We start from the raw sequence: 26,517 nt of genomic DNA on the forward strand, positions 1-26,517 counted from the left end.
TCCTACGTAGGTAACGTAATTTGTAATTAAAAAGATGGCTAATGATAATAAGAAACTTTCGGTTTTGCTGGTAGATGATGAAGAACGCTTCCGCCAAGGATTACGTACTCTCTTGAATTTTTATAGTATTAATTCTGCATTACCTGTAGAAGTTATAGGTGATGCAGATTCTGTAGAGCAGGTTTTAAAGTTTACAGCCCAGAAGTGTCCAGATTTAATTTTGCTGGATATGCAATTGAAAGGATGTGATGGGATTACAGTTCTGGCACGTCTTAAGGAAACTGCTTACACTGGCAAAGTTTTAGTATTGTCGGCTCATCAAGAAGACGACTGGATTTTTAGAGCAATGCAGGCGGGAGCCGCAGGTTATGTGTTTAAAAATCGTGTGGCAACACAATTGTGTGAGGCTATTGACACTGTTACAAGAGCGGAAATTTATCTACCTTCAGAAGTTGCTAGTCGATTTTTCCGGTTTTTTCAGGCTTATTCAGACTCTTGCCTGAAAGCATGTCATGAGGTGCATTTAACCGAAAGAGAGCAGGAAGTTTTATACTGGTTAACTCAAGGTGCTTCTAATGAAGAAATCGCTAAACATTTATATGTAACAGTTGCTACTGTTAAGGCGCATCTCACCAGTATTTTTGAAAAATTGAAGGTTACTAGTCGGACTCAAGCTATTGTGGCTGCCCTCAAGTTAGGATTAGTTCACGCTTGAGCGCAACGAAAGTAATCGGCGCAATTCACGAAACTTTTTGTATATGCCTTCATTTGAATCTTTTTATCAAGAATACCCCTGCTCGTATAATTCTCCCTTAAGTTGCGATCGCCCTTTCCAAACCGCGCAGCAAATCAAGGGGGCTAAGTTTTGCTTGGAATGTGGTTTTCCAGCAACTTTACCACAGGAGGCTGAGATTAAAGGAAGTCAGGGAACTTATCAAATAGCTAGTTTTATTGGTGTACGGGGTTTAGGCCGCTTATACTCAGGTGTTCAACTTAAAGATAAACAGCCTGTCATCATCAAAGAATACCTACTACCCAATCGTTGTTTTAATGAAAGCGAGACTCTGAAACGCAAAGAGACTTTCAAACGGGTGGGTGGGGTAAGTTTAGCCGATAGTCGAATTCAAAACTTTCGTCTTGTCGAAACTAAAGAAGCGATCGCAGATGAAAAAGGAGAACGCTGCTATCTAATCACTCAAGGAATCGAATCATCCCAAACTTTAGGGAAATATCTCATAGAAAAAGGAGCGATGACATCTATTGATGTGCGGGAAGTATTAAATCAAAGTTTACAAACTCTCCAGTTTCTCCACACCCAAAAGCTGCGTTTTCCCTCAAATCAAGTACAACTAGGTATAACTCACGGCAATATCAATTTAGATAGTACTTTAATTAAACTAGAAAATAATCAAAAATTCTCTATATACTTTTGTGATTTAGCAACCTGGGAAAACTTATTTATTCCACCTATTATTCCTCAACCCGCGCCCGCCAGACCTGAGCAAGATTTAGAATCATTAGGATTGCTAGCCTTTTATTTATGGGCAGGACGGACAACTAATTTTTTATCCAACCAGCCTCTCGATCCTAGAGATAATCAACAATGGCCGGATACCGATAGCCATTTAAAGCAGTTTATTTATCGCCTGATTGGTCTAGAAACTCCTTTCGAAAATGCGGAAACGGCTCGTCAAGCACTGCTGCAACTTCCCAAAGAAGATCGTGGCAAAAGTTCAGTGTCATCGTCAGGTTCTCAAGTAATAGAAAAGCGTTTACCAATGCCTTTAATCCTGATAGGAATTCTGGCTTTATTACTACTCGGCGGAGGAATTTTGTATTGGTTTTTGGGCAAGAAAACAGATAGTCCTAATCAATATATATTATGGTCTAGACTTGTGCGAAATTTCTCCGAAGTCCCTAATGTTCCTGCCGGACAATTTACTTACACAGGAGAAAAGGACAGTACGTGGAGTTATGTTTTAACGCAATCAGTAGAAAATAGTCGTTTAGGAGAGTTATTGACCAGACCAAAGCCAGATGCGACAGCAACATTTAACTATGAGCCTGTTTTGTCATCAAACGTAAATAATCCGATTAAAAGTATCGAAGAAGTTGAAACAAACAAAAAAGATTTTGCAATTACTAGTTTAGTAGAGAACATCACAGATAAACTTTCTAAAAAACAAGTTGCTTATGATGGATTAATTGTTTTTGTAGCATTTAATAAGAGAGATTCAAATCTTGCTAATGCTCTTGGAGGGCAAATAAGTCTTGAGCAATTGCGTCAAATTTACACAGGTAAAATTACCAATTGGCAACAAATTAGCCCCAAACTTCCAAATCTATCTGTGAAACCTTTTGCCCCAACAGAACCGGAAGCAATCAGTAAATTTCAAGAAATAGTTCTCAAAAACGTCCCTCAAGACGAAGCTTTATTTGCAGCAAATGTTACTAAGCTGGATACAACAAAAACCCAAAATCAGATACGCAGCGAGACTCTAGATGGGCGAACTACTGGTATTATCAGTTTTGGCATTATCAGTAAAACTTCGAGTCAGTGTACTGGTTATCCGCTAGCGATCGCAGATGGCAAAAAATCAGCGATTCAACCTCTGTTTCAACGGCGCGATCGCCGCTCAATTAATCCCTCAGATGACTTGTGTCAACATGATGATTATTATGTTGATGTCACAACATTCCAAAGCTACCCCTTGGGATACCCTATTTTTGTAGTGTACCCTAAAGACACCAGTCGCCTGCCTGGTGGTTCTACATTTGCCCAGATGCTAACCACTCGTCAGGGTCAGTGTTTACTTAGTAAAGTAGGTCTCGTAGCTTTACAACCTATGCCTGATGATATAAATTCCTATGCCTGCAAATCGGTGCCCCAATCCTAGTTGCGAATATTTTAACCGCGCCCTGCCTAACAATGCTAAGGTTTGTCCCTGGTGTTCCACTCCTGTGGGTAATGTAGTTTCCTCAACACCACAACAACCGCCTAGTCAACCACCGCCTATTCAGCAACAACCTAGTCAACCACCACCTGCTCAGTATCAACGACCGCCTACAGAGCAACCTAATTACCAACCTCCCCAACAACCCCCCGTTGATTATTCAACAGTCTATCAGCCACGAGTTTCTTATCAACCAACACCGCCTGCTTATGTCCCTCCGCCTCAAAGAGCGCCAGCCTTAAAGCTGATTCATACTACTGGCAGAGAATTTCACCTCGTTGGGGAAGGAGGTTATATTGGTCGCCGCAGTCAAAGTCCAGGAATAGCGCCGCCAGAAATTGATTTGACCGGCATTCCCAGTGAGGGAATAGTCTCTCGTCGTCATGCGCGAGTCGATTGGGACTGGTCGCAAAATGCATACATGATTGTTGATATGAGTACAAATGGTATTTATTTAAACAACAATCCTCTCACTCCTGGTATGCAATATCGCCTGCTTAATGGCGATGTATTGCGATTTGGTCAGGATAATCTAGTTAATTTTACGGTGTATATTGTGTAGTAAAACTGCTCTCTAATGCACTAGGGTTGCAAAAAGGTGTCAAAATTTTGTGGGGTAGTTGATCGATCAACTACCCTTCAGTTTTGGCGAGAGTGACCATAAAATTGGAAGATAAGAAAATCGCATTCGATCAACCCTCCTATTTGAGCGATCGCATTTTGAGTCAGAATGGAGAACGCGATCGCACTAAATTAAGTTTCATACACGAGCGATCACAAGACTATTAAGACAGTCACTACAAGAGCAGCAATCGCACTACGCACTCTAAATCATTAACAAAGTTGCTAATTCTGGATATTGACGGAAAAACCCATCAATGCTGGCTAATTTCGCTTGATGTTCAATGGCTGTGGCGATAATAATTCTGTCAAAAGGATCTCGATGAATGGGTGATGTTCAATCAGCGATCTAAGATTCGGGTTTTTACGGATTAGACGTTTAAAAGCACGAAGAGATTTGGGTGTCCAACCGATTTTCATGGTTGATCTAATTCTGCTAAGAATTGATCTACTGAGCCAAATTTTACGTTTCCTTCGGCAAATTCTTGTTTAATTTCGCTAACTTCTTGGTATAAGTTAGTTCGTCGCCGTTCTTGTAATCGTTTTTGCAGGATATCCAGCAAGATTTCTTGATCTTCTATGGGTAAACTTTCTACTGATTCAATGGCTTGCTGAAGTGCTGATGTTTTCATAGCCCTCAAGGTGATTTGAGTTTGAAAACTATTTTATCTTTATTGGTTGGTTTTCGTTCCCTCAACCCAATCTGCGGGCGGATCTGTTTGCAGCACTGCAACGTTCGCGCACTTACTATATCAGGCGATCGCACTGCTCATTGTCCGCCTAGTCCTGCTGCTTTCAACTGTTCATAAGGATTCCAATTTGGAGGAGGTGGAGTAGATGAATCCCACCACTTAGCACCTGATTGTATCCATGTATTACGCAAAGTAGTATGATCGGTTTCAGAATCATCATAACCAAACTCGGTTCCACAAGATGGACATATTTCAAATGATGGTGAGCCGGACGACTCATAAGGTGGTGCTTCTAGTCCTTTGTAACCACATACAGGGCATTGGTACATTTTAAATCTTTTCCTCTTTGTGTATTGGCTTAGTGTTTCCTAGTACATGGGCATATATGGCTATGTTATGTCTGCGCTGTAAAGTAATTTAATGGATTGCTGCTAGGAACAAACATTGTTAAAACTTTACCAGATGCATTTGTTGCCACGAACTGGCCTGTCGTTGTATTAAGACAGTACATCCCTCCTGCGGCCCGAGTTTTTTTAAGTGAGCTTGAATCAGCTACTATCGCATCAGCGGCAGCCTCGTAGGCTGTTTTGTCTGCGTAAGCACCCCCTGCGTCGTTCTGAATCGTTACGTGCTTATTGAAGTGACTGGTTAAGGAAGACGGACTAGAAAAAACACCCTGTATAGTTGACTGTGATATTGAGGATATATTGAATGTATGTGGGAGAGAGCTTTTTGACAAGTGATTCTCATTCTGCTGTACAACATGGGTCAACTCATGCGCCAACAACTCCTGACCACCGCGACTCCCAGGGTTGTATTCCCCCTGCCGAAAGAACACATCCTGTCCCGTTGTGAAAGCACGCGCCTGAATTGACTGATTCAACTGGTCAGATTGACCATCGGTGTGAACCTTCACCCCACTGAAATCTGCGCCAAACGCCTGTTCCATCGGTTCGCGGATGTTGTCTGCGATCGCCTGTCCACCCCCCCGCGCTTGGTTAATGGACGCTTCTAGGTCAGGCGCAGCAGCCATCCCAGCCTCACCCTGACTCGGCTTCATCTGTAATTCTTCCTCATCCTCTGGCAATGCTTCTCGTTGCAATGTGCGATTGTCCAGAGACTTCATCTGTAATTCTTCTTCATCCTCTGGCAATGCTTCTCTTTGCAGTGTGCGATTGTCCAGAGATTTCATCTGCAATTCTTCCTCATCCTCTGGCAATGCTTCTCGTTGCACCAAAGGCGTGATGGAATTTGCCAGAGGTTTCATCTGCAATTCTTCTTCTTCCTGCGGCACTGCTTCTCGTTGGATAGACTGACGATTTCCAGGTTGTGCCATTCTTTGCATTACCTGTTGTGCTACGCTATCAGCTTCCTGTTCGTAAATGTCTCCAGGCTGGCTAATTGAGAGTTTTGCTTGGCTACGCAGTGGTATGCGGCTGATATCGTGAGTAAGTGGCTGATTAAGTGGTTGTATTTCAGGAACAGCTTGGCGTGAAATTGCCGACGACTCCAAACCAAAGCGGGGTGTAGGGTGTTTCAGGGATGGAATTGAGAAGTCTGTAGTAGTTTTCTTCTGCCGGCTGACGTGTTCTCTCATTTTCTTCTCCTGTTTCCCAAGCAGTAGTTAGATGAATAATACGCTGTTACTTACATCGATATTACAGCGATCGCACTTGTAACACAATTCCTCTAAGGTAAGGGATTTTCAGCGAACGTAGGGGTGCAAGGACTTGCGCCCCTACTAAGTTCGACTTTTGGCTACTTTTGATTCTGATGCAGTACCTTTAGCCTGGATTTAGGGAGAGTTTTTTTATTTATGGACTCAAAACAGCAACAAAGTTTTTTCACGTTCGATGGAGATGTTGGCGGTACTGCTGGATACGCCGGGGCTTCGGTGGCATCTGATGCTAGCAAGGCAGCTATTGCTGCGGGTAAATACCTCAACGATTCACGGCTGATGAACCAGCTTACAGAACGCGTGTATAAACTTATGCTAGAAGATTTGCGATCGCAGCGCGAAAGAATAGGTAGTTATGATTCTCAAAGGTGGTTGTGATGGCTACAGGCGCTAACAATGGCAACATTACTCACGAATTAAATTATGTCACTACTAATCGGTTCTACGTAGAGATAGATAGTTCTATTGCTGCATCTTTCGCTGAATGTTCAGGATTAAGTGTTCAAATTAAGAAAAATGTTTTTCAGGAAGGTGGTGTTAACGACCAGCAAAGAATTTATTTAGGTCATACAGAATTTGCAGACATAACTCTTAAACGAGGATTTACCGATCATCCAGGTTTTTGGAATTGGATGAATGCAGTTTTTGATGAAAAAAAGAAAACATCTCGACGCAATGTCAATATTCTGATTTTTAATCAAGCCGGTGAAACGATGATGAGTTGGACTTTGATTGGTGCTATTCCTATAACCTGGAAAACACCAGCACTTCAAGCAGATGGGAAGGCAGTTGCGATTGAAGAATTAACTTTAGCTTATGAAGGTTTACAAGTTGCAAGGTCTACAGGAGGAGGCTCTTCTGTACAACGAGATCAAAAATCAGGATATTTCGTTTCTAGCTAATTGGCTACTCTTAAACTATCACTATGCAAATTATTCAATCTTCACTAGGAAACAATATTCATCCCCTTGGGGTAATATCATCTTTATATAATTCTCAGGGAATAATATTGAGAAAAGAATCTCATTCTTTGCATTCACGAAATAATTTTATCAGTACAATCCAAACTAAACCACCATTAGTCAAATCCTCTAAATTTTTCTTGTCTCGTCAGTATGAACCATCGATTGAACCATTAATAGGTTGGGATAGTTGGGATACTCAGGATATAAATAGTGATTTTAGTGAAGTTCCGTTGATTGAATTTGATGCTTCTGATTCAATAGCTGCATTAGACAATAGCAATGAATCAGTAAAAAATAGTATTCCAAAGATAATGCCAACTCCCACCGAGACAGATACGAGTAATGGCACATCCCAAAAAGTAAATATAAAAACTAAATCTCAGCCGAAAAAAACAAATAAATCTCAGAAACCACTAAAAAAAGAACCAAAGTCAAAATCTAGAACTAAAAAAGCTATCAAATCATCTAGTCCTAAAAACTTTGAGCCAATTGTTGATAAGACTAATATTCATCTTAACAAAGATAACTTATTAATATCAGATGAGTCTATGCCTATTGAGGCTAATTTGGAAACACCAGATTTACAACTAGATATTGTGTTAGACACTACTACAAAGGATCGTAATTCTGTCAGGACTCCAACCGTAGATACTTCACCTAGCTTTCAAGATAAATCAACTTTGTTCGAGAATTTTGCTACCGATGATCTGTCAGAAAATTCTGAGCTAATATCTAGTTTTTCTAGTACAGGTTTGTCTTTAATAGAAAATACTTTAACATCGAAAGAAAATATTGAATTAGACGATGGCACAAGTGAATTAGTCAACAGTTCGTCTATAGAAATTCCTTCTAAAAGGAATACAGAAAAAATATTTATACCGGATAGTAACTTTACAGATAATGAAGAAAAACTAATACCTGAAGTCTCAGAATCAGTTAATCTGTCAGGTATGCAAGTTAGCCAAACGCAACCACAACAAGACATTGAAAGAGATCAGGTTCCGTCTATAGTTGACAATAAAAGCAGCGTAAGTCAGACAAATTTAATCCAAGCAAAAGAGATTTTACCAACCTTAAACTCTCTATCGCAGGAAGAAGAATCACCAAATATTAATACTAAGCTTGAGGAAGTTACAGCTATTGATGAAGCAGACTTAATATCAGAAAAAAGCACAAATGATTTTGTCACAGATAATCCTGTCTCTGAGAATTATTTAACTTTATCTTCAGCACTTACTTCATCTGAGGTTGATAATTCACCTACTTTACTCCATTCTTTGGAGAATGATGAAAATACTGTAGAGACGGATGTTACTTCGTCTAATTCTGAGTCTTCATTTGCAAAAAATCCTATTAAAGTACAACAAGAAATCGATCCTGACTTTTCACACAATGTAGAAAAAGCAACGCAAAATCTAACCCCTCAGCCCCCTTTACTAGCAGATAATGGGGAGATTTTACAACCTTTATCCTTTCAGGATCAAGGTTTTCTAGATTCCATGAAAAGTCAGGAAATTGATTCCAGTGTTACGAGTGAGTCTCCAGATATTGTGCCTGTTCAGTTAATACCTACCTCAGCAGTTATTGAAGACACACCTAGTTTATTCAGCAACCCTGATAGCGATGAACAGTTAGTAACTTCAGAATCACAGTCTGCGATGGTGGTTCATGTCTCAGATATCTCAGCAAATTTGACTTCACTACAACGTGATAGCAATGTTCAAAATCCTGGTAGCGAGTTTACAGAAAGTCAACCCATCTTAGCAGCACCTGAAATTGCTGAAGCACCAACAATTAGCGCCACATCACCTGAGATTACTGAAACACCAACAGTTACCGCCATTTCCCCTGAAATTGATGAAGCATTGGTAGTTAGCGCCAATTCGCCTGAGATTACTGAAACACCAACAGTTACCGCCATTTCCTCTGAAATTACTGAAACACCAACAGTTACCGCCATTTTCCCTGAAATTGATGAAGCATTGGTAGTTAGCGCCAGTTCGCCTGAGATTACTGAAATACCAACAGTTAGCGCCATTTCCCCTGAAATTACTGAAACATTGGTAGTTAACGCCAATTCGCCTGAGATTCCTGGAATACTAACAGTTAGCGCCACATCACCTGAAATTGATGAAGCATTGGTAGTTAGCGCCAAGTCGCCTGAAATTGTTCAGAAAACAAGTATTTTTAGGGAAATTATTGATAATGAACAAACAGTAGAATCAGAAAATCCTGAAATATCAACCTTTGCTGATACCTGGGATAATCCAGATATTCTAGACAACCCAACTTCTCCACAAGATGAGGTAAGGACAGCACCTAAAGTTGAGCAAAATGCGATCGCAGAAAATTTGCCCGCACCTAAAGGTTATGCTACTGGTGGTCATGTTACAGACTCCCCTGTTGAAAATCGCCAGCAGATAGCACCCTCCGATACAGTACCTGCAATGCTTACGCCTGGGGAGTTTGTCATTAATACCAGGGATGCACAGAAGAATCTACCCCTACTACATCACATCAACACGGGTGGAACGCCGCAAGATATTATTCTTCCAAGTTTACAAACACCCAATCCCATAGAACCAGAAGCAACAATTTCTCCAGAGACTCCGACTAAAGTCGATTCTTTTTCAGACACTTCATTACAGCTAAAAAGCGCTGAGACTGATTCACCTGAGATATCCAATTCTTTAATTCCTTCTTCTTTGGGGTTGAATATTAACAAACAGAAACTTTCTATCCTCAATTCTCCCCAGCTTCATACTCTTCAAAATGAAACAATAGATGTCGGTGAATCTTCACCTCAATACTCATCGCCTCCCCTGATTTTCCGAAAAGCAAATCCCCGCACTCACACACCTTCCCAATGGTCAGATACACCTTCTCAATGGTCAAGTGTGGAAGATTTACTAAATGGAAATAATGACGAATTCTCTAGCTTTAATTTTAACGATGAGGAATCAAACAGTCAAAACTATGAATTTTCTCATGTTTCCGAATCACCACAAATTTTTGCTAAACACCTTCCTTCACCTAGAGGCTTTGCTAATGGTGGAGAAGTCACTGCACCCGACATATCTAGAGAAATACAACCGATAACTGAAACCATAGAGAGTGCATCCTCATCTTCTCCAGGAGATGAAAAAGATGATACAGCTGATTTGGAAGCTCTAGCTCGTGAAATTTATCACAAATTACGACAACGGATAGAAATTGAACGAGAGCGTCATGGCGGTTACTCCGGTCGATTACCTTGGTAAATTTCCATTCAATAATTAATTTTAGGAGAACTATTCAAATGGCAAGTCCAGCAATTATTGTTATTCAAAAGCTTAAACCCCAACTTGAGAAAGCCAAACTTGTAGCTTATAACAATGAAGCTCCAGATATTGAATTGATGTTTAATCCTACAGATATTAGTTTCGCTCGGACTGTTAAGTGGGAAAGTAAGGATGGTAATAGAGGAACCACTCTACTTCCGAAAGTAAACTTTTCTGGCGTTGACCCTTACAAATTCACCCTTAAACAGTTACTCTATGATACTTATGAAACGAAAGAGTCGGTGATGAAAAAGTACATAGATAACATTAAGAAAGGTGTAGAAACTATCACTAAAGCAACTGACAAACGACCACCTGTTTATATATTTACCTGGGGAGATGAGTATTTTTATTGTGTAATCACGAGTTTAACATACACTTTAAATATGTTTTTGAGTGATGGTACACCAGTCAGGGCACTGGTAGATATAGCCTTGCAAGAAGTAGATAAGAATAACCTGCCTGGAGGACGTAAATCTGATTCTAAAGGCAACGCTCGTGCAACAGATAAAAAGGGTCAAAAACTGAGCAAGTAAAATAATTGAAGAAGAATTCAGAAGTCAGAATTCAGCAGTCAGAATCAAGACGCTCGTTCCTCTCTACGAGACGCTGCGCGTAGCTCGCTTCTCCGTAGGAGTACGCTACCGCTACGCTATCAGTCGAGGATTCAGACCCGCGACTGATTGAAGACCACTAAATCGTAGATTTAGTGGGGGTCTTAAACCCGGTTACTCAGACCCTCGCGGATTCGCTAACGCTGCGCTATCCGCCAGTCGTACAAAATTCATTCTGTTAGCGGTAGCGGGGCGTTTAGCCCATTCTGACTCCTGACTCCTGAATTCTGTTCGATAAAGTAATAAATTAGTATTTACTTTGTCATTAAAGGCTGCTCTAAACATTTTATACATTATCAAATAATAGTTATGCCTCCTAAAAAAAGCCTTTATTTAAGCGAACCTAAAATACAGATAGATGGACAACCTGCTTCTCCTGAATTAATGAAGGATTTGTTGCAAATCACAATAGAAGAAAGCCTTCATTTACCAGCAATGTTTACGCTAGTAATCCATAATAGCTATATTCCCACATCTGACCGACCAGAAAATAAGGCTTGGCGACATGAGCAGTTGTTTAGAATTGGCAAAAAAGTGAAGTTGGGTTTTACTTCGAGTACTACTCTAGATAATAATTTTCAAGATGAGGTAGAAAAAATCCTAATTGAAGGCGAAATTACCGCGATGGAAGTTCACTTCAATGAAAAATCTGAAGCTGATATCATTGTTCGTGGTTATGATATTTCTCATCGTCTTCACAGAGGTCGTTATAATCGTTCTTTTTTGAATGAAACTGATAGTGATATAGTCAAAAAAATAGTTAAGGAAGTAGGTATAAGACCTGGCAATATCGATTCAACAGGTGAAGTTAATAAGTATGTTTTCCAAGAGAACCAAACTAATATGGAGTTTCTGCGGGAAAGGGCAGCCCGTAACGGTTTTGAACTATTTATTACAGAGGATAAGATCAATTTTTGTAAACCAAAAGTTCAGGAATCTCTAGCATTAGAATGGCTAGATGATATTAGTAAATTTAGTACCCGCGTCACCAGTGCTGAACAGGTGAGTTCTGTGGAAGTACGTGCCTGGGACTATACTCAGAAAAAATTGATTAGCCAAACAGCTAATAAAGAAAAGCAAGTAACCGAGACAGGTAATCAGTTAGGAAGTAGTACCAGTACTGCATTTTCTAATCTTAAGTCTCCCAAAATGATTGTTGTAGATAAGCCTGTCGCCAGTCAAAAGCAAGCAAAAGCTATGGCTCAGGCTTTATGTGATGAATTGGGAGGAGAATTTGTTTATGCAGATGCTAAAGCAGCAGGGAATCCTGAGATTCGTCCTGGACGAGTTGTTAAGCTTCAGGGTATGGGCGATCGCTATAGTGGTAAGTATTATGTTACAGAAACCCGCCATTTCTTTAATCAGCGCGTTTATGAAACTGAGTTCAGCGTGCGGGGACTACGTTCTGGTAACTTATTCACAACCCTATCTCCAGAAAAACGTCTACAGCCATCTGAGACTTTATTAGTGGGAATTGTGACTGATAATCAAGACCCAGAGAAAATGGGCAGAGTGAAGGTGAAGTTTCCCACTCTCACAGAAGACCATACAAGTGATTGGGCGAGAGTTGTAGCTGTGGGAGCAGGCCCAAACAGAGGTTTTGACTGTTTACCAGAGGTAAACGATGAAGTTTTGGTAGGTTTTGAACATGGCGATATCCATCGTCCCTATGTCATTGGCGGGGTATGGAACGGGAAAGATGCACCACCGGAAAAGGTGAGTGATTCGGTTACAGGTGGTGTCAGATTACGCACAATTAAAACTCGTGTTGGTCATGTTCTACAGTTTGTTGAAGAGGATAAAGGAAGTAGTAAAAAAGGTATTCGCGTAGAAACCACAGGCGGTCACAAAATATATCTCAACGATAGCGATCGCTGCATAGAGATTGAAACCACAGGTGGTCATAAAATCAAAATGGACGATATGGGTAAATCTGTTTCAGTGAAATCAACAGGTAATATGTCATTAGATGCTGCTGGAAATATAGACATTACAGCCAACGGCGTGATTACAGTTAAAGGTGCGATGATTCGCCTTAATTAATTTTCTATGTTTTTTCTCAGCGCTGCGCCAGTTGCTACCCTGCGGGAACGCTTTCAGCGAACAAGTCGGGGAACCCGCCCAACGCACTGGCTTCTCTGTGCCTCTGTGGTTTAAAAGTAATTTATCTAACCACAGAGACGCAGAGAACATAGAGGTAAGAGATTAAAGACACTATTAGGAGGTTGTGATGGGTAAACCAGCAGCAAGAATTACCGACAATGTGGCGCATCCTTTACCCCCAGTTTTAACAGGGGGGCCGGGTAGTCCCAATGTATTGATTGGGTCTTTACCTGCGTGGCGGGGCGTACTTGCAGCAGCAGTACCAGGTTTGCAGTCTGCTAAAACAGCTTCTGATACGGCTATCCAAGTGGCTGAGGCTGCTACCCTAGCAGCAGCTGGTACACCAGGGGCACCTGCTGCTTTAGCCGCCGAACAAACTACAAAGGCAACATCTGCTGCTACTATGGGTAGTGCGATCGCAGCAGCAGCAGCAGGAGCTGATATTCATAATTGCGCCACACCTTTACCCTTACCTCCTCACGGCCCTGGGGTTGTGATTGACGGTAGTCAGACTGTGCTGATTAACAATCTACCTGCTTCTCGCATGGGCGACACTGTTTTAGAAGCATTAGGACCGCCGAATAAAATTATCAAAGGTGATTTTACCGTTTTGATTGGTGGCTGATTGGAGAAGTCGAGAAGATGAGGGAGAGGAGAGTTGAAACTTGCTCCGAAATTTTGTCAGGCTCGATAACGTAGCGCAAATAGGAAGTAATCATAATCAATCTGCTTTAAAGACTTTTCGATCGATCATTCACCTATCCTAGTTTCTTCTCCCAAAATAATGCCTTGCCCATCTGGGGATTTAGCTCATAGCCACTGAATCCGCACGCCTTGTATGCTGACTGGGCAACATGGTTTCCTTCCAGTACCTCTAGCGTGAGTTTGCAGCAACCCAAATCCAACGCGATCTCCTCCGCTTTCTGTAGCAGCAGTTTGGACAAGCCTCTACCACGGTAGGGTAAAGCAACGATGACATCGTGAATATTAAGTAATGGCTTACACGCGAACGTAGAGAATCCTTCTAAGCAGACAACAAGCCCTACGGGTTCGGCATCGACAAACGCAAGAATGACATGAGCCGCTTTTCTTTTTGCAAGCTCTGCTGAGAGATTTGCTTTAACGTAGTCGGACAGACCTTTACCACCACCCATCGGGTCGAGTGCATACTCATCCATTAATTGCACCATAGCCTCCGCATGAGCAGGCATACTCAGGTCTGCTTCAAAAATTTCAATCATCTATTAATTCTTGATTCTTCAAATATTGGCATAACGTTTCTGGTCAGTGGCTGCCGACAACCCTAGTTTGCGATCGTTTATCTGAATTACAGCACTTTTCATGTATTTGAAATATATCTGTCGTAAAGGCACAGCATTGCTTGTATCCTTACCGCGTGGTCTATTTAACTGAAAATAGCTGTAAAAAAACTAATTCCGATCCTGAAAAAATACTAGCAGGAAAGGGATTGAAAAAGGCAGAAAGCAGATCGCTTTTAGCGTCTCCCATGCGAGAGAAGTGAAGCTGTTCTTGAGAAAAGAATTACTGAAATAACCCTCTTTTCTCCCCTGCCTCCCCTGCCTCCCCTGCTCCCCACTTCTTCATCCTCGACCTTTGGCGAATAGGCTTAAACCTTCTGTGTCGATATCTTTGAAGATATCCATGTACAACTGTCTAAGTGCCAGATATGGTTTACGGTCGTGAACGAGCCTATTTGGGAACAGGTTGGGCTTATCCACTGCATTTAAGTGTGCAAGGCGGGATACAACTTAGCCGTGAAGATCAAAAAGTTAAAGAATCTATTTGGATTATTCTCCGCACCGGAGTAGGTGAGCGGGTTTATCGACCTACCTTTGGTTCGCGCTTGTCTGAACTGGCGTTTGCACCTTTAAGTAGCGATACCCTACTGCGAATCCGTCTTTATGTCTTGGAAGCTTTAGAAGTTTGGGAACCACGCATTACTATCGATGAAGTTGTCACCGATCCTGACCCTGTGCGTGGCAGAGTGGACATCATTATCAATTATCGACTCAAAGACGGCCCCGATATTTATAGTTTTGTTTATCCTTATTATTTGGTTTCAGCTGGGGAGGAATCGTGATCCGAATTAAAAATTGAAAATTAAAAATTAAAAATTAATACGACTTACGCAAAATATCTCTCAAACTCTGATTTCTCTGTGCCCTCTGTGCCTCTGTGGTAGCCTGCGGCAAGCCGTTCGCGTAGCGTCTCGTAGAGAAGCGTCTACGTTATTCCGTAATTTATGCGTAAGTCCTAATTAAAAAAGCTGAATTTTCTCTGGGTTTCTAGGCTTGTATCTGTCACATTCTTTTTTAAATTGGTATGAACTTTGATTTTTTACCGAAATTACCTTCTTCCAACTTAGACGATCGCGCCTTCGATGATTTGGTGGAAGAATGTATTATGCGTATTCCCCGCTACTGTCCCGAATGGACAGACCACAACCTCAGCGACCCAGGAATTACGCTAATTGAGTTATTTGCTTGGTTAACTGACCAAATGTTGCTCAGATTTAACCAAGTACCTCGCAAAAATTATGTCGCTTTTTTAGAATTACTGGGTATTCGTCTCCAGCCTCCCGCCCCAGCCCGCACGGAATTAACTTTTTATTTAAGCGCTGCATTACCCGAAGCCTACACAATTCCAGCCGGATTGGAAGCCTCAACTATCCGCACTGAAACTACAGAAGCTATTACCTTCAGCACAGATTATCCTCTAATTATCGGCAATCCCCGCATCCAACACTTTTTAACTGCCCAAACTACCGAAGATATTCCCCAATCTCTGCGCGAAAGAGTCACAACTTCATGGACTCGTCAATCTAACGGTTTCTGGACAGGTAATGAACAACCGATATTTGAAGAGGAACCCCAGCCTGGTAACTGTTTTTATTTAGCCATTAATTCTGATGATCCTTTAGATGCTAATGTTTTAGAAATTATTTTCCAAGGGGCTGCGGCTACTCCTGCTGGGATTAACCCCAATCAACCACCCCGGAGGTGGGAAGCCTGGGATGGTGAAAATTGGCAAGCAGTTTTATTGCAAGAGTCAGATGATAAAACTCGTGGGTTCAGTTTTTATGAAATGGCCCAACAGGGTGGAAACCCATCTCAAGGTGCAGAGGTACGTTTGCATTTACCTCAAATTTGGCCTGTGGCTAATTTTACCTCTTACCGAGGTCGTTGGTTACGCTGTAGCTTTGTTTCCGCAGAAGCCAATGAATCTGGTTACAATCGTCCACCAAGAATTATTGGTTTAGCAGCGCGGTCAATTGGCGGTACAGTTAGAGCTAGTCACAGTACGCTGATTATAGATGAGCGATTGGGAATTAGTGATGGTACACCCGGTCAGAGTTTCCAGTTACAAACAGCACCAATTTTAGAACGCCGAGAAAATGAATATATTTTAGTTACTCCTAGTGGTGGTTTGCCTCAAAAGTGGATTGAGGTGAGAGATTTTGCTGATTCTGGTCCACATAACTTTCATTACACCATCGATTCGATCACTGGGACAATCCAGTTTGGGCCGCTAATTCGAGAACCTAGCCAACTTAAACAGCATACCCAGATGCGATCGCGAATTCAAGAACCATCGCTAGATAAAACATCTGTACAAGTTCTAGAAAATAACCAGTCGGAACACCAATATGGGGCGATTCCTCCCCGTGGTGCAGAGATTAAAATGGTTGCTTATCGCACAGGTGGCGGTAGGGAAGGCAATGTGCAAACTGGGGCAATCCAGTTTTTGAAGTCTGCGTATCCATACATTGCTAGTGTGGTCAATCGTGTACCAGCAATCAATGGTGCGGATGCCGAGTCTCTGGAACAGGCTGTAATGAAGGCTCCCCGTATCCTCCGCACACGCGATCGCGCCGTCACTGCTGAAGATTTTGAAGTTTTGACTCAACAAGCGGGTGCAGGTGCGATCGCGCGCGTTCGGTGTTTGCCAGCAAATTCTCGTAGGCAAGCTGGTATAGTTAGTTTACTGGTAGTTCCTTATGCAAATACAGATGCGATCGCGCAAGGCAATGGCATGACACCAGAAAATTTTGCTCTTAGTAATGCCCTGCAAGAGCAAATTATGAGTTACTTAGATGAAAGACGGTTATTAGGGGTACAAATAGAATTACAAGAACCGAATTATATAGGTGTTTCTGTACAGACAGAAATTGCTTTAGAACCTGCTTATGATAATCCTTTTGCCAGAGAAGAAATTCGCCGGAATTTAAGGGTATCACTGTATAAATATTTAAATCCATTAACTGGAGGAATGGACGGCAAAGGTTGGCCATTTGGACGACCAGTTTATACATCAGATATTGTCGCATTACTGCAACAAACCCCAGGCGTGCGTCACTTAGGTCCCGTCCTACTGTTTCCCATCCGCAAGCAAGGAGAAAATTGGCGACGACAACCATCACCAGAACAATTAATTGACCCAGGCTCGGAAGGTTTGATATGTTCTTGGGCTGATACCAATCTACGCTCAAATCACGACATTCAAATAATTCGTAATTCGTAATTTGTCATTTGTCATTTGTCATTCGTCATTCGTCATTCGTCAGTAGTTATTCTCCCTCCAATTCCCCATTCTCAATTCCCAATTCCCAATTCCCCATTCCCAAATCCTATGGTTCAAAGTCGCTCTAGTCCGGCTGTAAGCATTCAATTAACACCAATGCAAATACCCGAAGCTTTACCTGTGGCGGGTTTAGGATTTACAAGTGCGGATATCGATGTAGGTGGACGTACTTTACTTTTGCATCCTGGGCATCCCAGTGAGATGATTGTGCAAGTGCAAAACTTAGAACAACGTCCTTTGCGGGTAAGCTTAAGCGTTGACGGAAACTTTCCATCCCAGTGGTGTCAAATTGGGACAGAGGGTAGTGAAATACCGCCTCGTGGGCAAATGGATGCTGTTCTCTACTTCTCAATTCCCGATACATTTTTTGAAGACCAAGAAGCAATTTCTCCTGGGACAAAAAACAAATTAACTCTCAATTTTCGCAGCCTAATTACTCTACATATAGACGCAGGCACAGAGAACGAACAAATTGAAAGAAGCGAGTATTTCGATTTATATATCCGTCCCTATACTGCCTACATGGAGTTCTTGCCAATTTTGTATCGAGAAGTAGACTTTATTGGTCGCTTCATGAAGATATTTGAGCAAGCTTTTCAACCAGTAGTTGATAGTTACAATGTCATGTGGGCAAACCTCGATCCCTTGACAGCACCCCAAGCATTACTACCCTTTATGGCTCATTGGGTCGCTTGGCAAGTAGATTCTGTGTGGGATCTCCAGCAACAACGGCGTTTAATTCGTCGCGCTGTAGAACTTTATCGCTGGCGGGGAACTCGCAAAGGATTGCGTCTCTATTTACATCTTTATACTGGTTTACCGCTAGACGAAGATTTACCTAATGAAGCTGATAAACATATCAGTATTACAGAACCTTTTGGTCCAAGTTTCATCATAGGAGATGCCCAATTAGGAAATGCTGTTTTAGCAGGTGGACAACCATATCATTTTATAGTACGTTTGCGTTCAAATATTTCTAGTGGCATTATTAACGAGCAACTTATCCAAAGAATCATAGAACAAGAAAAGCCTGCTTTCTGTACATACGAACTATCTATTGAAAATCCCACTAATTAAATAATTTAATATACCAATAGGTAATATTGTTTAAAATTCCTAAAACAGACAAAATCTAAAATCTAAAATTATTATGTCCCATCCTTTCCCACCCCCACCAATCAAATCTTTGGAACGCCTGCAAGCCGCAGACGGGTTACTAATTAATGCAGAACGCTGGCGCACAGCCCATGATTATCACCGAAATCGGCAAAATGCTCAATATCAAAGTTTAAACCAACCAGGAATTGTCTGTGGTTTAGGCGTTCGAGATGTGACAGCCCCAAGTCAAGTAGAAGCTAGATATCGAGATGGGCGTTGGGTACAAATTCAACCTGGTATTGCAATTGATTTAGCAGGTAATCTAATTGTTGTACCGACTTCTTATGACTTTCCTATTGATATAGAAGTAGTCAGTTCTGAACCACTCATGATCTACTTAGTAGTTAGCTATGTAGATCCTGATGAATTGCGGCGTGGACAGCAAAGAGATATTGTTCAAGAAACCTATCGAATTGACCAAAGAAACTCCATACCAGTCAGTTCAGAAATTGAAATATGTCGAATACTTCTGCAACCAGGACATACTGAAATCACCCAACCTACGGATGCTTTTTTTCCTGGATATAACAATATTGATTTGCGTTATCGCCGTCAGGCACAAATGCGTCCTCAAGCACTTGTGTGTATGGCGCAAGCAACTCATAGCGATCCGGAATGTGCGCGTAATTTTTTCAGCCTTTCGTATTTGTTACAAGCAGTAGAACCCCTATATCCCAGTTTAAGAGGGGCTGATGAACCTGGTCAGGTTGCTTTAAGTGAAAATATTCAAGATTATGACCTACTTTATCTGACAGGTGGACAGGCAATTTCTTTAAATAGTCTCGAATTTGAATCCCTCAAAAATTACTTAAATTTAGGTGGTGTGCTTTTCGTTGATGCACCAATAAATGCTAATGCTCTAATTGAGAGTACTCAAGCATTAGCACAACAATTAGAAAGTCCTTTAAGACCTTTAGAAGAATTGCAACGGAGTCATCCTTTAAGGACAAAACCTTTCTTATTTGCTGCTTTACCAATGGTTAATCAACAGCAAATTAAATTGTTAATCGGTGGCGGAATTATTTTAGCAATTGGAGATTTAGCAACTGCTTGGGGACTGGATAGAGATTTGAGTTTACCCAGATTGACTATTCGTACAGCCCAAGAATTAGGAATTAATATTCTTCATTATGCTTGGAAACGACGACAGTTGATAGGCTTGCAACAAGAAGATAATTCAGGGCAGTGGTAGGGTGGGCATCAATACGGTTTGGTTCAGGGAAGAGACGGTGATTTATTGCGTATTACTTTAAATAATATTGCACCTGGTTTCGCATTTTTTGCGCTACTTCTACAAAATCGTGGGTTTTGAGACGCGATAAATTGCCGTCTCTACAAGTGTTTTGGTCTTATCTGAAATGTATTGACTTATAATCTCTACTTTTATTCCCTAACACCCCTAAAGCACAAAACCCAGAACTATATTTAAGGCTGTACGAATAAGTTCCCAGTATTCTGACTCCAGCACGCCCACCAAACCTAAAATACGACTATGATCAACAGCACGAATTTGGCCAATATCTATAAAACGGTCTTGGTCTAATCCATTATTTGGTGTTGCTTTCACATTTACAACGTAGGGGGCTTGTTTACTTCCGGGTCGAAATGGCATCACAATTGTCAGCAATCCATACTGATTCATAATGTCATTTTGGACAATCAAGCAAGCACGGATTTTTTTTGCTTCAGCCCCCACTGTTGGATCAAGATTAACCCAACGTATTTCTCCTCGCCGATAAGTTAAATTACTCCCTGGCATTTATGCCATCCCCAACAACACTATCCCAAGCAGCAATTTCAGCTTGATATTCTGGATCTTCAGCATCCTGCTTGAGGGCTGCAATCATTTCTGCTGCCAAAATTTGACGGCGGTGTTCTGCTAGCAGTGTATTGATGTATGCACTACGATTTCCCTGTGCATACTGATCTACAAATTGCAGAATGTCTTCTTCTAAGGTAATTGTGACTTTGAGCATCTATATGATTTTTTTGTATTACTATTTAGTATGATTTAATCATCATACTATAATTTGCCAAGCCTATGTACCTTACCTATATAGGTAAATTACAATAAAGTGTAGACAATCGGTTTGCAGCCAGACTTCGCTTTAGTTGATTTTTTTAGCTATAGAAATTAAGCAGACAAATATTTTTGGCAATTAATATCAATCTTCTGCCCGCAATAACCAAAAGCCGCTATAAGTCATGCCGGAATCATCTGGTTGCACTAACAAAAAATGCAATCCTCGGCTTTGCTGTTTTCGTTGTTGATATGTTTGGGCTGCTGTTGCAACTTCTGGATCTTCAAAAGTGGCAACAATCCACCTATCTACTAAGCCAGCTTCTAATACTAAGCCATCTGGTGCGCCAGAAATGTAGTTTAACGCCACAGGACGGGCTTGCTGTAACCACCGTGCTAGTCGCATGGATTGCCGTCCACCATAAATTACTACACCAGGGACGGGCACTGTTGACGCTAAACCCAAGTTGATGGGTTTAAGATGTTCTGGGATGTGCAAAATGGGAATGGGGCGATCGCTAAATCTCGTTTCTACATCACTAGCGGCTAGAGTCGCAAACCGCCATTGTTCTCCCCAAAGGTTCTCTGGTAATGGTACTGGGGGTGGTTTATCTACCGTTGCGGGATATTGCTTTTCTTGTAACCACTGTTTCAGTGCCAAAGTGTGGCGCGTAGGTTCGACATTTATACTTAAATTGCGTCCCGCCGCCTCAATTAAGCTTAGAGACTGCGGACGAAACACCTGAATCACATCTGGCAATTTTTCACCTGCGGCTAGTTCAAGTTGATCTGCCACCCAACTCGAATTCGCTGCTGACTGAAGACAGCTAGCTTCATACTCAAAGCTGCGAGTTGCGTCACAAATCAACAACTCCCATAAAATTTGTCCAGACGCATCTTGTGAGGGACGACGATAAAAATCAACTTGCCAAGTTTTCATAAATTGGGAACGGGGAATTGGGAATGGGGAATTGGGAATAGGGGAGGAGAATTATAATCAATCCCCTATGCCCTATGCCCAATTTATAAAGCTTGAATCCATTCTTTGACTGAATATTCAGTCCAGATGCCATTTTTCCAGTAGGGATCGTTTTCAATTAGTTCGCGGACGATCGCTTCGTCTTCGGCTTCGTAAATCCCAAAAACTTTTGTGACATCCTTGGTGGGGCCAATAGTAATCAGCACACCGGATTCTTTCTGTTTTGCTAATCCGTCTAAATGAGCTTGACGGTAAGGGGTGCGTTTTTCAAGAACATCTTCGCAATAAGTTCCCCAGAGTACATATTTAGGCATAGCTAAGACTATTTTGGATTTTAGATTTTGGATTTTGTAGTCAGTATATCGGGGAGTGAGGAATTATTAATTCCTAACTCCTAGTAAATGACAAATGACTAACTTCTGAGATTTACGCCAAATTTTTCCACCAAGGCTTCGCGGACTTTATTATGTACTGGTTCAACTTCCGCCTCAGTCAAAGTGCGATCGCTAGCCCGATAAACTAGACGGAATGCTAAACTCCGCTGTCCTTCGGGGACATTTTCGCCGCGATATTCATCAAATAATTCCACCGATTCGAGCAAATCTTTACTAGCTTTGGTAATTACTTTTTGAATTTCGGAAACTGAGATTTTCACAGGTGCGAAAAAGGCGATATCGCGATCGCTAGCTGGATAGGTAGAATATGGCTGGAATGTTGGCACTAGAACTTCATCTTCTCCCAGAGAATCTAAAAGCACATCTAGATCCAACTGGAAAACATAAACGGAATCTGGTAAACCTTTTTCTCGTCGCAATTGGGGATGGAGTTGTCCAAAAATCCCTAGCCTGTTACCCCGAATCCACAAAGAAGCGGTGCGTCCTGGATGTAAGCGATTATCTCGGCAATCGGGTTGGAATTCTACCTGCAAGGCAAGTTGCCGAAATATACTTTCTAAAGTGCCTTTAGCTTCAAACCAGGTGATGGGTTCTTCACGTCCACTTTTTGACCATTTGCCAATGGTGCGATCGCCTCCTATAATCCCAGCCAAGGCTTCTGTTTCTTGCAAACCGTCTTCTTCTCGCCAGAAAATTTGCCCGATTTCAAAGCCGTTTAGGGAACCATTACCCTGTTCTAAATTGTATTGAAAGGCATCAATCAACCCAGATAGCAAATCGTTTCGTAGTGCTGAATATTCGGCAAATAAAGGATTTGACAGTACTATCTGTCTGTCTTCTCCTGGTTTAACTAAAGAATAGTGGATTAATTCTGTCAATCCTTCAGCCCGGAGGAAAGCCCGTAACTTGCGAATCAGTTCCTCATCTAAAGGCAGATAACCACCTTCCGATTTTTCTGGTAAAGTATCGCAGAATCGGTTGTAACCATAGAGACGGGCGATTTCTTCAATTAAATCAATTTCTCGCTCTAAGTCGCGGTAACGATAGGGTGGGACGGAAACTGACCATGTAGGTTGATGGTTGCTATCTTCACGTGAAGGAGTCAACTGACATCCTAGTGCAGTCAGGATGCGCTCAACATCTTGTCCTTGGAGTTCACCTGTGTCCTCTCCCAAATCGATTGGCCCTAATATCTGATTAACTCGGTCTAAACGCAGGGCGATAGAACGACTCCAGGTAGAAGGATCGGGGCGAGTGTCGGCAATTTCCTGCTGGACAAGAATTCCACTAGCTAATTCGCTAATTAAGGATAAGGCGCGGCGATTAGCTATTTCCAACTCAGCGCGGTTAACTCCCCGTTCATATCTCCCAGAAGCTTCACTTCTTAAGCCTGCACTGCGCGAAGAACGGCGAATTGCCACGGAATCAAATAAAGCTGCTTCTAAAACTATACTTTGAGTCCCTTCATGGACTTCTGTTTCTTCTCCACCCATGACTCCCGCCAATGCAACGGGTCTATCATTAGCGGTAATTAACAAATTTTGGGTTGAGAGGGTGCGAGTTTGTCCATCTAGGGTTTTTAAGAATTCGCCATTATTAGCGAAACGAACGCCGATGGTTAAATTTTCGCTACTTGCAACAGATTTTAAGCGATCGCGGTCAAAGGCGTGCAATGGTTGTCCCCATTCCAACAAAACGTAGTTAGTAATATCCACCACATTACTTATAGGACGCACCCCAGCCGCCCGCAAACGCTGTTGCAACCATTCGGGAGATGGAGCAATTTTGACCTGTTCAATTACCGTACCGATGTATGCAGGACAAGCTTGTGTATCAGCAATTTTTAAAGTTAAATTTCCAGTATTTTTGCTAATAGAAACTTCACCAGGTTCAGGGATGCTCAACTTTCCACCAGTTAAAGCTGCTACTTCCCTGGCTACGCCTACCATACTCAAAGCATCAGCGCGATTGGCAGTTGCAGTCAGGTCTAAAATTACATCATCTAGACCCAACAAAGGACGCACATCACTACCTAATGGTAAATTTTCCTGGGTAAAAATATGAATTCCGTCTACATCGGTGGGCAAACCGAGTTCCTTTAAAGAACAAATCATGCCCTGAGAAGGGACACCACGGAGTTTTGCTGGTTTAATTTTTAAATCGATGTTGGGTAAGTAAGTACCCGTAGTTGCCACAGGTACATAGATATCTGCCTTCACATTGGCAGCGCCACAGACAATATTTAAAGTTTCACCTGCACCGATATCGACTTGGCAAACACTTAATTTATCGGCGTTGGGGTGGGGTTGACGCTCAAGCACTTTCCCTACAACCACGCCATTTGCCCAAGTGCGGCGATCTTCAATATCTTCAACCTCAAACCCTGCCATTGTCAGGGTTTCGGCTAATTCTTCTGGACTAAGTTTTATCTCTACTAGTTCGCGCAGCCAATTTAGAGAAATACGCATGGAGTGTGCTTGTTTTAGGAATCGTCTTTTGTTCTTATTTTAGGGTGCCTACTAGCGATCGATGGCTACTCATCCCGCTAGGCGTACCCTTTCACTTGAACAATCCTACTACGTTAGACTCGCAGAACAATATCGCTTTTTTGCTTTATCTTTACATTTTATGCGATCGCCCCTAGTAAGCCGTTGCACATCATTAAAAACATGCTGACAAGTTTTGTGATATAAAAATCCCTCTTTATTCTCTCCGCGTTCTCTGCGCCTCTGCGGTTCGTTGACTTTCATCCACTCCGATAATGTTACTTGTAGTCATAATCATCGTCATATTCAATCATGCCAAATAGCTCTAGAATTTTCAGTTGCTTTCGACGTTGCACATACTCTCGTAATGCCTCTTCAACAACCAAAACTGTAGCCATATTTATCCTTACTAGCTCATCATTATTAGATTTTGTGGTTAATTTAAGTCAAATGCATGAAGACTATTTTAAGTAATTCTGCGCGAGTAAATGGTTTAGTTAGATATCCAGATGCCCCAACCAATTTGGCTTTTACTTTATCTACAATTCCTTTATTCCCAGTCACAAAAATAATGGGAGTTTTTTGAAATATCGAATTATTTCGTATAATTCGGCACAACTCATAACCATCTATTCCTAGCATATTTAAATCCAACAAAATTAAGTCTGGTTTGTGCCTTATAATTGATAAAACGGCTTTTACTGGATCGTTAATAGTCACTACAGAAAAATTTTCATTTTCTAAGAAACGGCTAATTTCTTTGAGAATTGTGGGGCTATCATCTACAGAAACGATTTTGTGGACTTTTTGTGCCGTTACAGTAGCAGATGTTACTTTTTGGGAAGCAGGATTTATGTTATTTGATAGTGTTGGTTCCTGAAAGTTTTCTTGGGGAGGAAGAGAAATCTGTGGTAATCGTGGAACAGGAGATATATTCTCTTCAGCAATATCAGGGTAAGAGTTGATGCTGCTATTTAGCTCTTTTGTGGTGTTCTCTATCTCTGGAATTAATTTTGAGAAAAGCGATTGCTCTTCAAATAGCTTTGGTAACTTATCAAATGGTGGATCGGGTTCATGCAAGATAATCGCACCATTAAGTATATAAGGGTATAAATTGCGGGCCAATTGAATTTCATCTTGATTCAAAATTGTTGCCAGATGACACAAGCTGAAACCCTTCATCCAATTAATCAAATCTGGCTGAAGTTTTGGTAAATCTTTTTCCTCAATTTTGCTGTTAATCAACAGATATGGACGTTGATATGGAGAAGAGATTTGCGGAACAAAAGCTTGCCAATTCTGTAATCTTCCTTGACAACGTTCTAGAATCTTTTCCACATCTAGCCTACAAATTCTTGGCATTCTCTCAAGTGGTTCTGTTAATTCATAAGTACCTTCTTTAATAAGCAAAAATGATTCAACCACTTCTTTAACTAATTCTTGAATCAGCACTACTGCTTGTGTAGAATGTAGATGTTGTTGACTAACAAGCCAGGATATCGCCTGATATTCAGGAGGGTGGCTTCTGGAATTGCTGTCATATTCGAGTAACTGATTGTGTGAGTCAGGTTCAAACATCAGACGGACTTGAACCCGCACCTCGCTAGTAAGCAAGGGAATTTGGTGGCTGAGGCGGCGCAAATGGCGTTCTAGTCGATCAAAAGGTTCTACCGAATGAGTCGCGTAAGTTATTTTACCCTGTTCTAAGTAAATTGACCAACGAACTGAGTTACTTAATGCTTGTAAATAAGTACTATCAAAGCAATTGGATAACTGTCTTAACAAACTTAGAGGACGTAGTTTGGTGAATGCGCCTGAGTTATTCATATTTTTCAAGTTTCTTGCGGAATCAACAACTGAACATTTGTAGATTGAAAATATCAACGATAAAGTCTTCTCTTCTTTGTAATATTTATCTACGGACAAGTTA

The 26,517-nt window shown here is 41.5% G+C and carries 25 protein-coding genes and 1 pseudogene; 14 read left to right on the forward strand and 12 right to left on the reverse strand.

Annotation, left to right across the window (positions count from 1 at the left end; translation table 11 throughout):
* Positions 1-34 precede the first annotated feature (34 nt).
* The 4 genes from ACFFRD_RS25340 to ACFFRD_RS25355 all read left to right on the forward strand — a co-directional run bounded on the left by ACFFRD_RS25340 (position 35) and on the right by ACFFRD_RS25355 (position 3,743).
* On the forward strand, positions 35-715 hold the full coding sequence (locus tag ACFFRD_RS25340) for a response regulator (RefSeq protein ID WP_392478220.1): 681 nt from the start codon (positions 35-37) through the stop codon (positions 713-715).
* A 43-nt stretch (positions 716-758) separates the two neighbouring features.
* Complete coding sequence (locus tag ACFFRD_RS25345) at positions 759-2,897, forward strand: substrate-binding domain-containing protein (protein ID WP_392478222.1); 2,139 nt, start codon at positions 759-761, stop codon at positions 2,895-2,897.
* Positions 2,869-3,516: an FHA domain-containing protein gene (locus ACFFRD_RS25350; RefSeq protein ID WP_392478224.1), complete on the forward strand. Its 648-nt coding sequence runs from the start codon at positions 2,869-2,871 to the stop codon at positions 3,514-3,516. The genes ACFFRD_RS25345 and ACFFRD_RS25350 overlap by 29 nt, the downstream gene beginning before the upstream one ends.
* Positions 3,517-3,608: 92 nt before the next feature.
* Entirely contained in the window at positions 3,609-3,743 is a 135-nt protein-coding gene (locus ACFFRD_RS25355; RefSeq protein WP_392478226.1) for a hypothetical protein, read from the forward strand.
* A 96-nt stretch (positions 3,744-3,839) separates the two neighbouring features.
* Here ACFFRD_RS25355 and ACFFRD_RS25360 read toward each other — a convergent pair whose 3' ends face one another.
* The 4 genes from ACFFRD_RS25360 to ACFFRD_RS25375 all read right to left on the reverse strand — a co-directional run bounded on the left by ACFFRD_RS25360 (position 3,840) and on the right by ACFFRD_RS25375 (position 5,864).
* The gene (locus ACFFRD_RS25360; protein WP_392478227.1) at positions 3,840-3,995 is read right to left on the reverse strand and encodes a hypothetical protein; all 156 of its coding nucleotides are present in this window, start codon (positions 3,993-3,995) and stop codon (positions 3,840-3,842) included.
* Positions 3,992-4,207 (reverse strand): hypothetical protein, encoded by a 216-nt coding sequence (locus ACFFRD_RS25365; protein WP_163931141.1) that lies wholly within the window; start codon positions 4,205-4,207, stop codon positions 3,992-3,994. Before ACFFRD_RS25365 ends, ACFFRD_RS25360 begins: the two co-directional genes overlap by 4 nt.
* A 137-nt stretch (positions 4,208-4,344) precedes the next feature.
* Positions 4,345-4,596, reverse strand: a complete 252-nt coding sequence (locus tag ACFFRD_RS25370) for a hypothetical protein (RefSeq protein WP_392478229.1) — start codon at positions 4,594-4,596, stop codon at positions 4,345-4,347.
* Between the two features lie 65 nt (positions 4,597-4,661).
* Complete coding sequence (locus ACFFRD_RS25375) at positions 4,662-5,864, reverse strand: DUF4157 domain-containing protein (protein ID WP_392478230.1); 1,203 nt, start codon at positions 5,862-5,864, stop codon at positions 4,662-4,664.
* Between the two features lie 219 nt (positions 5,865-6,083).
* On the opposite strand from ACFFRD_RS25375, the gene ACFFRD_RS25380 reads away from it, so the two are divergent.
* The 6 genes from ACFFRD_RS25380 (at position 6,084) to ACFFRD_RS25405 (ending at position 13,572) form a co-directional block, all read left to right on the forward strand.
* On the forward strand, positions 6,084-6,323 hold the full coding sequence (locus ACFFRD_RS25380) for a hypothetical protein (RefSeq protein WP_392478231.1): 240 nt from the start codon (positions 6,084-6,086) through the stop codon (positions 6,321-6,323).
* Positions 6,323-6,847 (forward strand): phage tail protein, encoded by a 525-nt coding sequence (locus tag ACFFRD_RS25385; RefSeq protein WP_114082341.1) that lies wholly within the window; start codon positions 6,323-6,325, stop codon positions 6,845-6,847. The genes ACFFRD_RS25380 and ACFFRD_RS25385 overlap by 1 nt, the downstream gene beginning before the upstream one ends.
* 23 nt (positions 6,848-6,870) lie before the next feature.
* A complete protein-coding gene (locus ACFFRD_RS25390; RefSeq protein WP_392478232.1) occupies positions 6,871-10,170 on the forward strand; it encodes a hypothetical protein in 3,300 nt (1,099 codons plus the stop codon).
* Between the two features lie 38 nt (positions 10,171-10,208).
* Positions 10,209-10,766, forward strand: a complete 558-nt coding sequence (locus ACFFRD_RS25395; protein WP_334807609.1) for a hypothetical protein — start codon at positions 10,209-10,211, stop codon at positions 10,764-10,766.
* Between the two features lie 387 nt (positions 10,767-11,153).
* Positions 11,154-12,887 carry a VgrG-related protein gene (locus tag ACFFRD_RS25400; protein WP_392478234.1) on the forward strand — a complete coding sequence of 578 codons (1,734 nt, stop codon included), beginning with the start codon at positions 11,154-11,156 and terminating at the stop codon, positions 12,885-12,887.
* Between the two features lie 187 nt (positions 12,888-13,074).
* Positions 13,075-13,572, forward strand: coding sequence for a PAAR domain-containing protein (locus tag ACFFRD_RS25405; RefSeq protein WP_392478235.1), 498 nt, complete (start codon positions 13,075-13,077; stop codon positions 13,570-13,572).
* A gap of 133 nt (positions 13,573-13,705) precedes the next feature.
* Here ACFFRD_RS25405 and ACFFRD_RS25410 read toward each other — a convergent pair whose 3' ends face one another.
* Entirely contained in the window at positions 13,706-14,188 is a 483-nt protein-coding gene (locus ACFFRD_RS25410) for a GNAT family N-acetyltransferase (protein ID WP_392478237.1), read from the reverse strand.
* A 446-nt stretch (positions 14,189-14,634) separates the two neighbouring features.
* On the opposite strand from ACFFRD_RS25410, the gene ACFFRD_RS25415 reads away from it, so the two are divergent.
* From ACFFRD_RS25415 to ACFFRD_RS25430, 4 genes are all read left to right on the forward strand, one after another.
* The gene (locus ACFFRD_RS25415; protein ID WP_114082336.1) at positions 14,635-15,048 is read left to right on the forward strand and encodes a GPW/gp25 family protein; all 414 of its coding nucleotides are present in this window, start codon (positions 14,635-14,637) and stop codon (positions 15,046-15,048) included.
* A 242-nt stretch (positions 15,049-15,290) separates the two neighbouring features.
* Complete coding sequence (locus ACFFRD_RS25420) at positions 15,291-17,489, forward strand: putative baseplate assembly protein (RefSeq protein ID WP_392478240.1); 2,199 nt, start codon at positions 15,291-15,293, stop codon at positions 17,487-17,489.
* A 108-nt stretch (positions 17,490-17,597) separates the two neighbouring features.
* A complete protein-coding gene (locus tag ACFFRD_RS25425) occupies positions 17,598-18,626 on the forward strand; it encodes a phage tail protein (RefSeq protein WP_392478242.1) in 1,029 nt (342 codons plus the stop codon).
* Between the two features lie 73 nt (positions 18,627-18,699).
* On the forward strand, positions 18,700-19,899 hold the full coding sequence (locus ACFFRD_RS25430; RefSeq protein ID WP_392478245.1) for a DUF4159 domain-containing protein: 1,200 nt from the start codon (positions 18,700-18,702) through the stop codon (positions 19,897-19,899).
* Between the two features lie 207 nt (positions 19,900-20,106).
* Here ACFFRD_RS25430 and ACFFRD_RS25435 read toward each other — a convergent pair whose 3' ends face one another.
* The 7 genes and pseudogenes from ACFFRD_RS25435 to ACFFRD_RS25465 form a co-directional block, all read right to left on the reverse strand.
* Entirely contained in the window at positions 20,107-20,466 is a 360-nt protein-coding gene (locus tag ACFFRD_RS25435) for a type II toxin-antitoxin system PemK/MazF family toxin (RefSeq protein WP_392478246.1), read from the reverse strand.
* Positions 20,453-20,683 carry a CopG family transcriptional regulator gene (locus tag ACFFRD_RS25440; RefSeq protein WP_179071481.1) on the reverse strand — a complete coding sequence of 77 codons (231 nt, stop codon included), beginning with the start codon at positions 20,681-20,683 and terminating at the stop codon, positions 20,453-20,455. Before ACFFRD_RS25440 ends, ACFFRD_RS25435 begins: the two co-directional genes overlap by 14 nt.
* A gap of 189 nt (positions 20,684-20,872) precedes the next feature.
* Positions 20,873-21,667, reverse strand: a complete 795-nt coding sequence (locus tag ACFFRD_RS25445; RefSeq protein WP_392478249.1) for a Tab2/Atab2 family RNA-binding protein — start codon at positions 21,665-21,667, stop codon at positions 20,873-20,875.
* Between the two features lie 83 nt (positions 21,668-21,750).
* Positions 21,751-22,020 (reverse strand): YciI family protein, encoded by a 270-nt coding sequence (locus ACFFRD_RS25450; protein WP_194143703.1) that lies wholly within the window; start codon positions 22,018-22,020, stop codon positions 21,751-21,753.
* A gap of 98 nt (positions 22,021-22,118) precedes the next feature.
* The gene (gene pheT, locus ACFFRD_RS25455; protein ID WP_392478250.1) at positions 22,119-24,569 is read right to left on the reverse strand and encodes a phenylalanine--tRNA ligase subunit beta; all 2,451 of its coding nucleotides are present in this window, start codon (positions 24,567-24,569) and stop codon (positions 22,119-22,121) included.
* A 296-nt stretch (positions 24,570-24,865) separates the two neighbouring features.
* Positions 24,866-24,970 (reverse strand): annotated as a pseudogene (locus ACFFRD_RS25460) (type II toxin-antitoxin system VapB family antitoxin); the annotation flags it as partial.
* A 58-nt stretch (positions 24,971-25,028) separates the two neighbouring features.
* Entirely contained in the window at positions 25,029-26,414 is a 1,386-nt protein-coding gene (locus tag ACFFRD_RS25465) for a response regulator (RefSeq protein WP_392478252.1), read from the reverse strand.
* Positions 26,415-26,517 lie beyond the last annotated feature (103 nt).

The sequence above is a fragment of the Nostoc sp. C110 genome (assembly GCF_043099725.1).
In the GTDB taxonomy this organism is placed as follows: Bacteria; Cyanobacteriota; Cyanobacteriia; order Cyanobacteriales; family Nostocaceae; genus Nostoc; species Nostoc muscorum_A.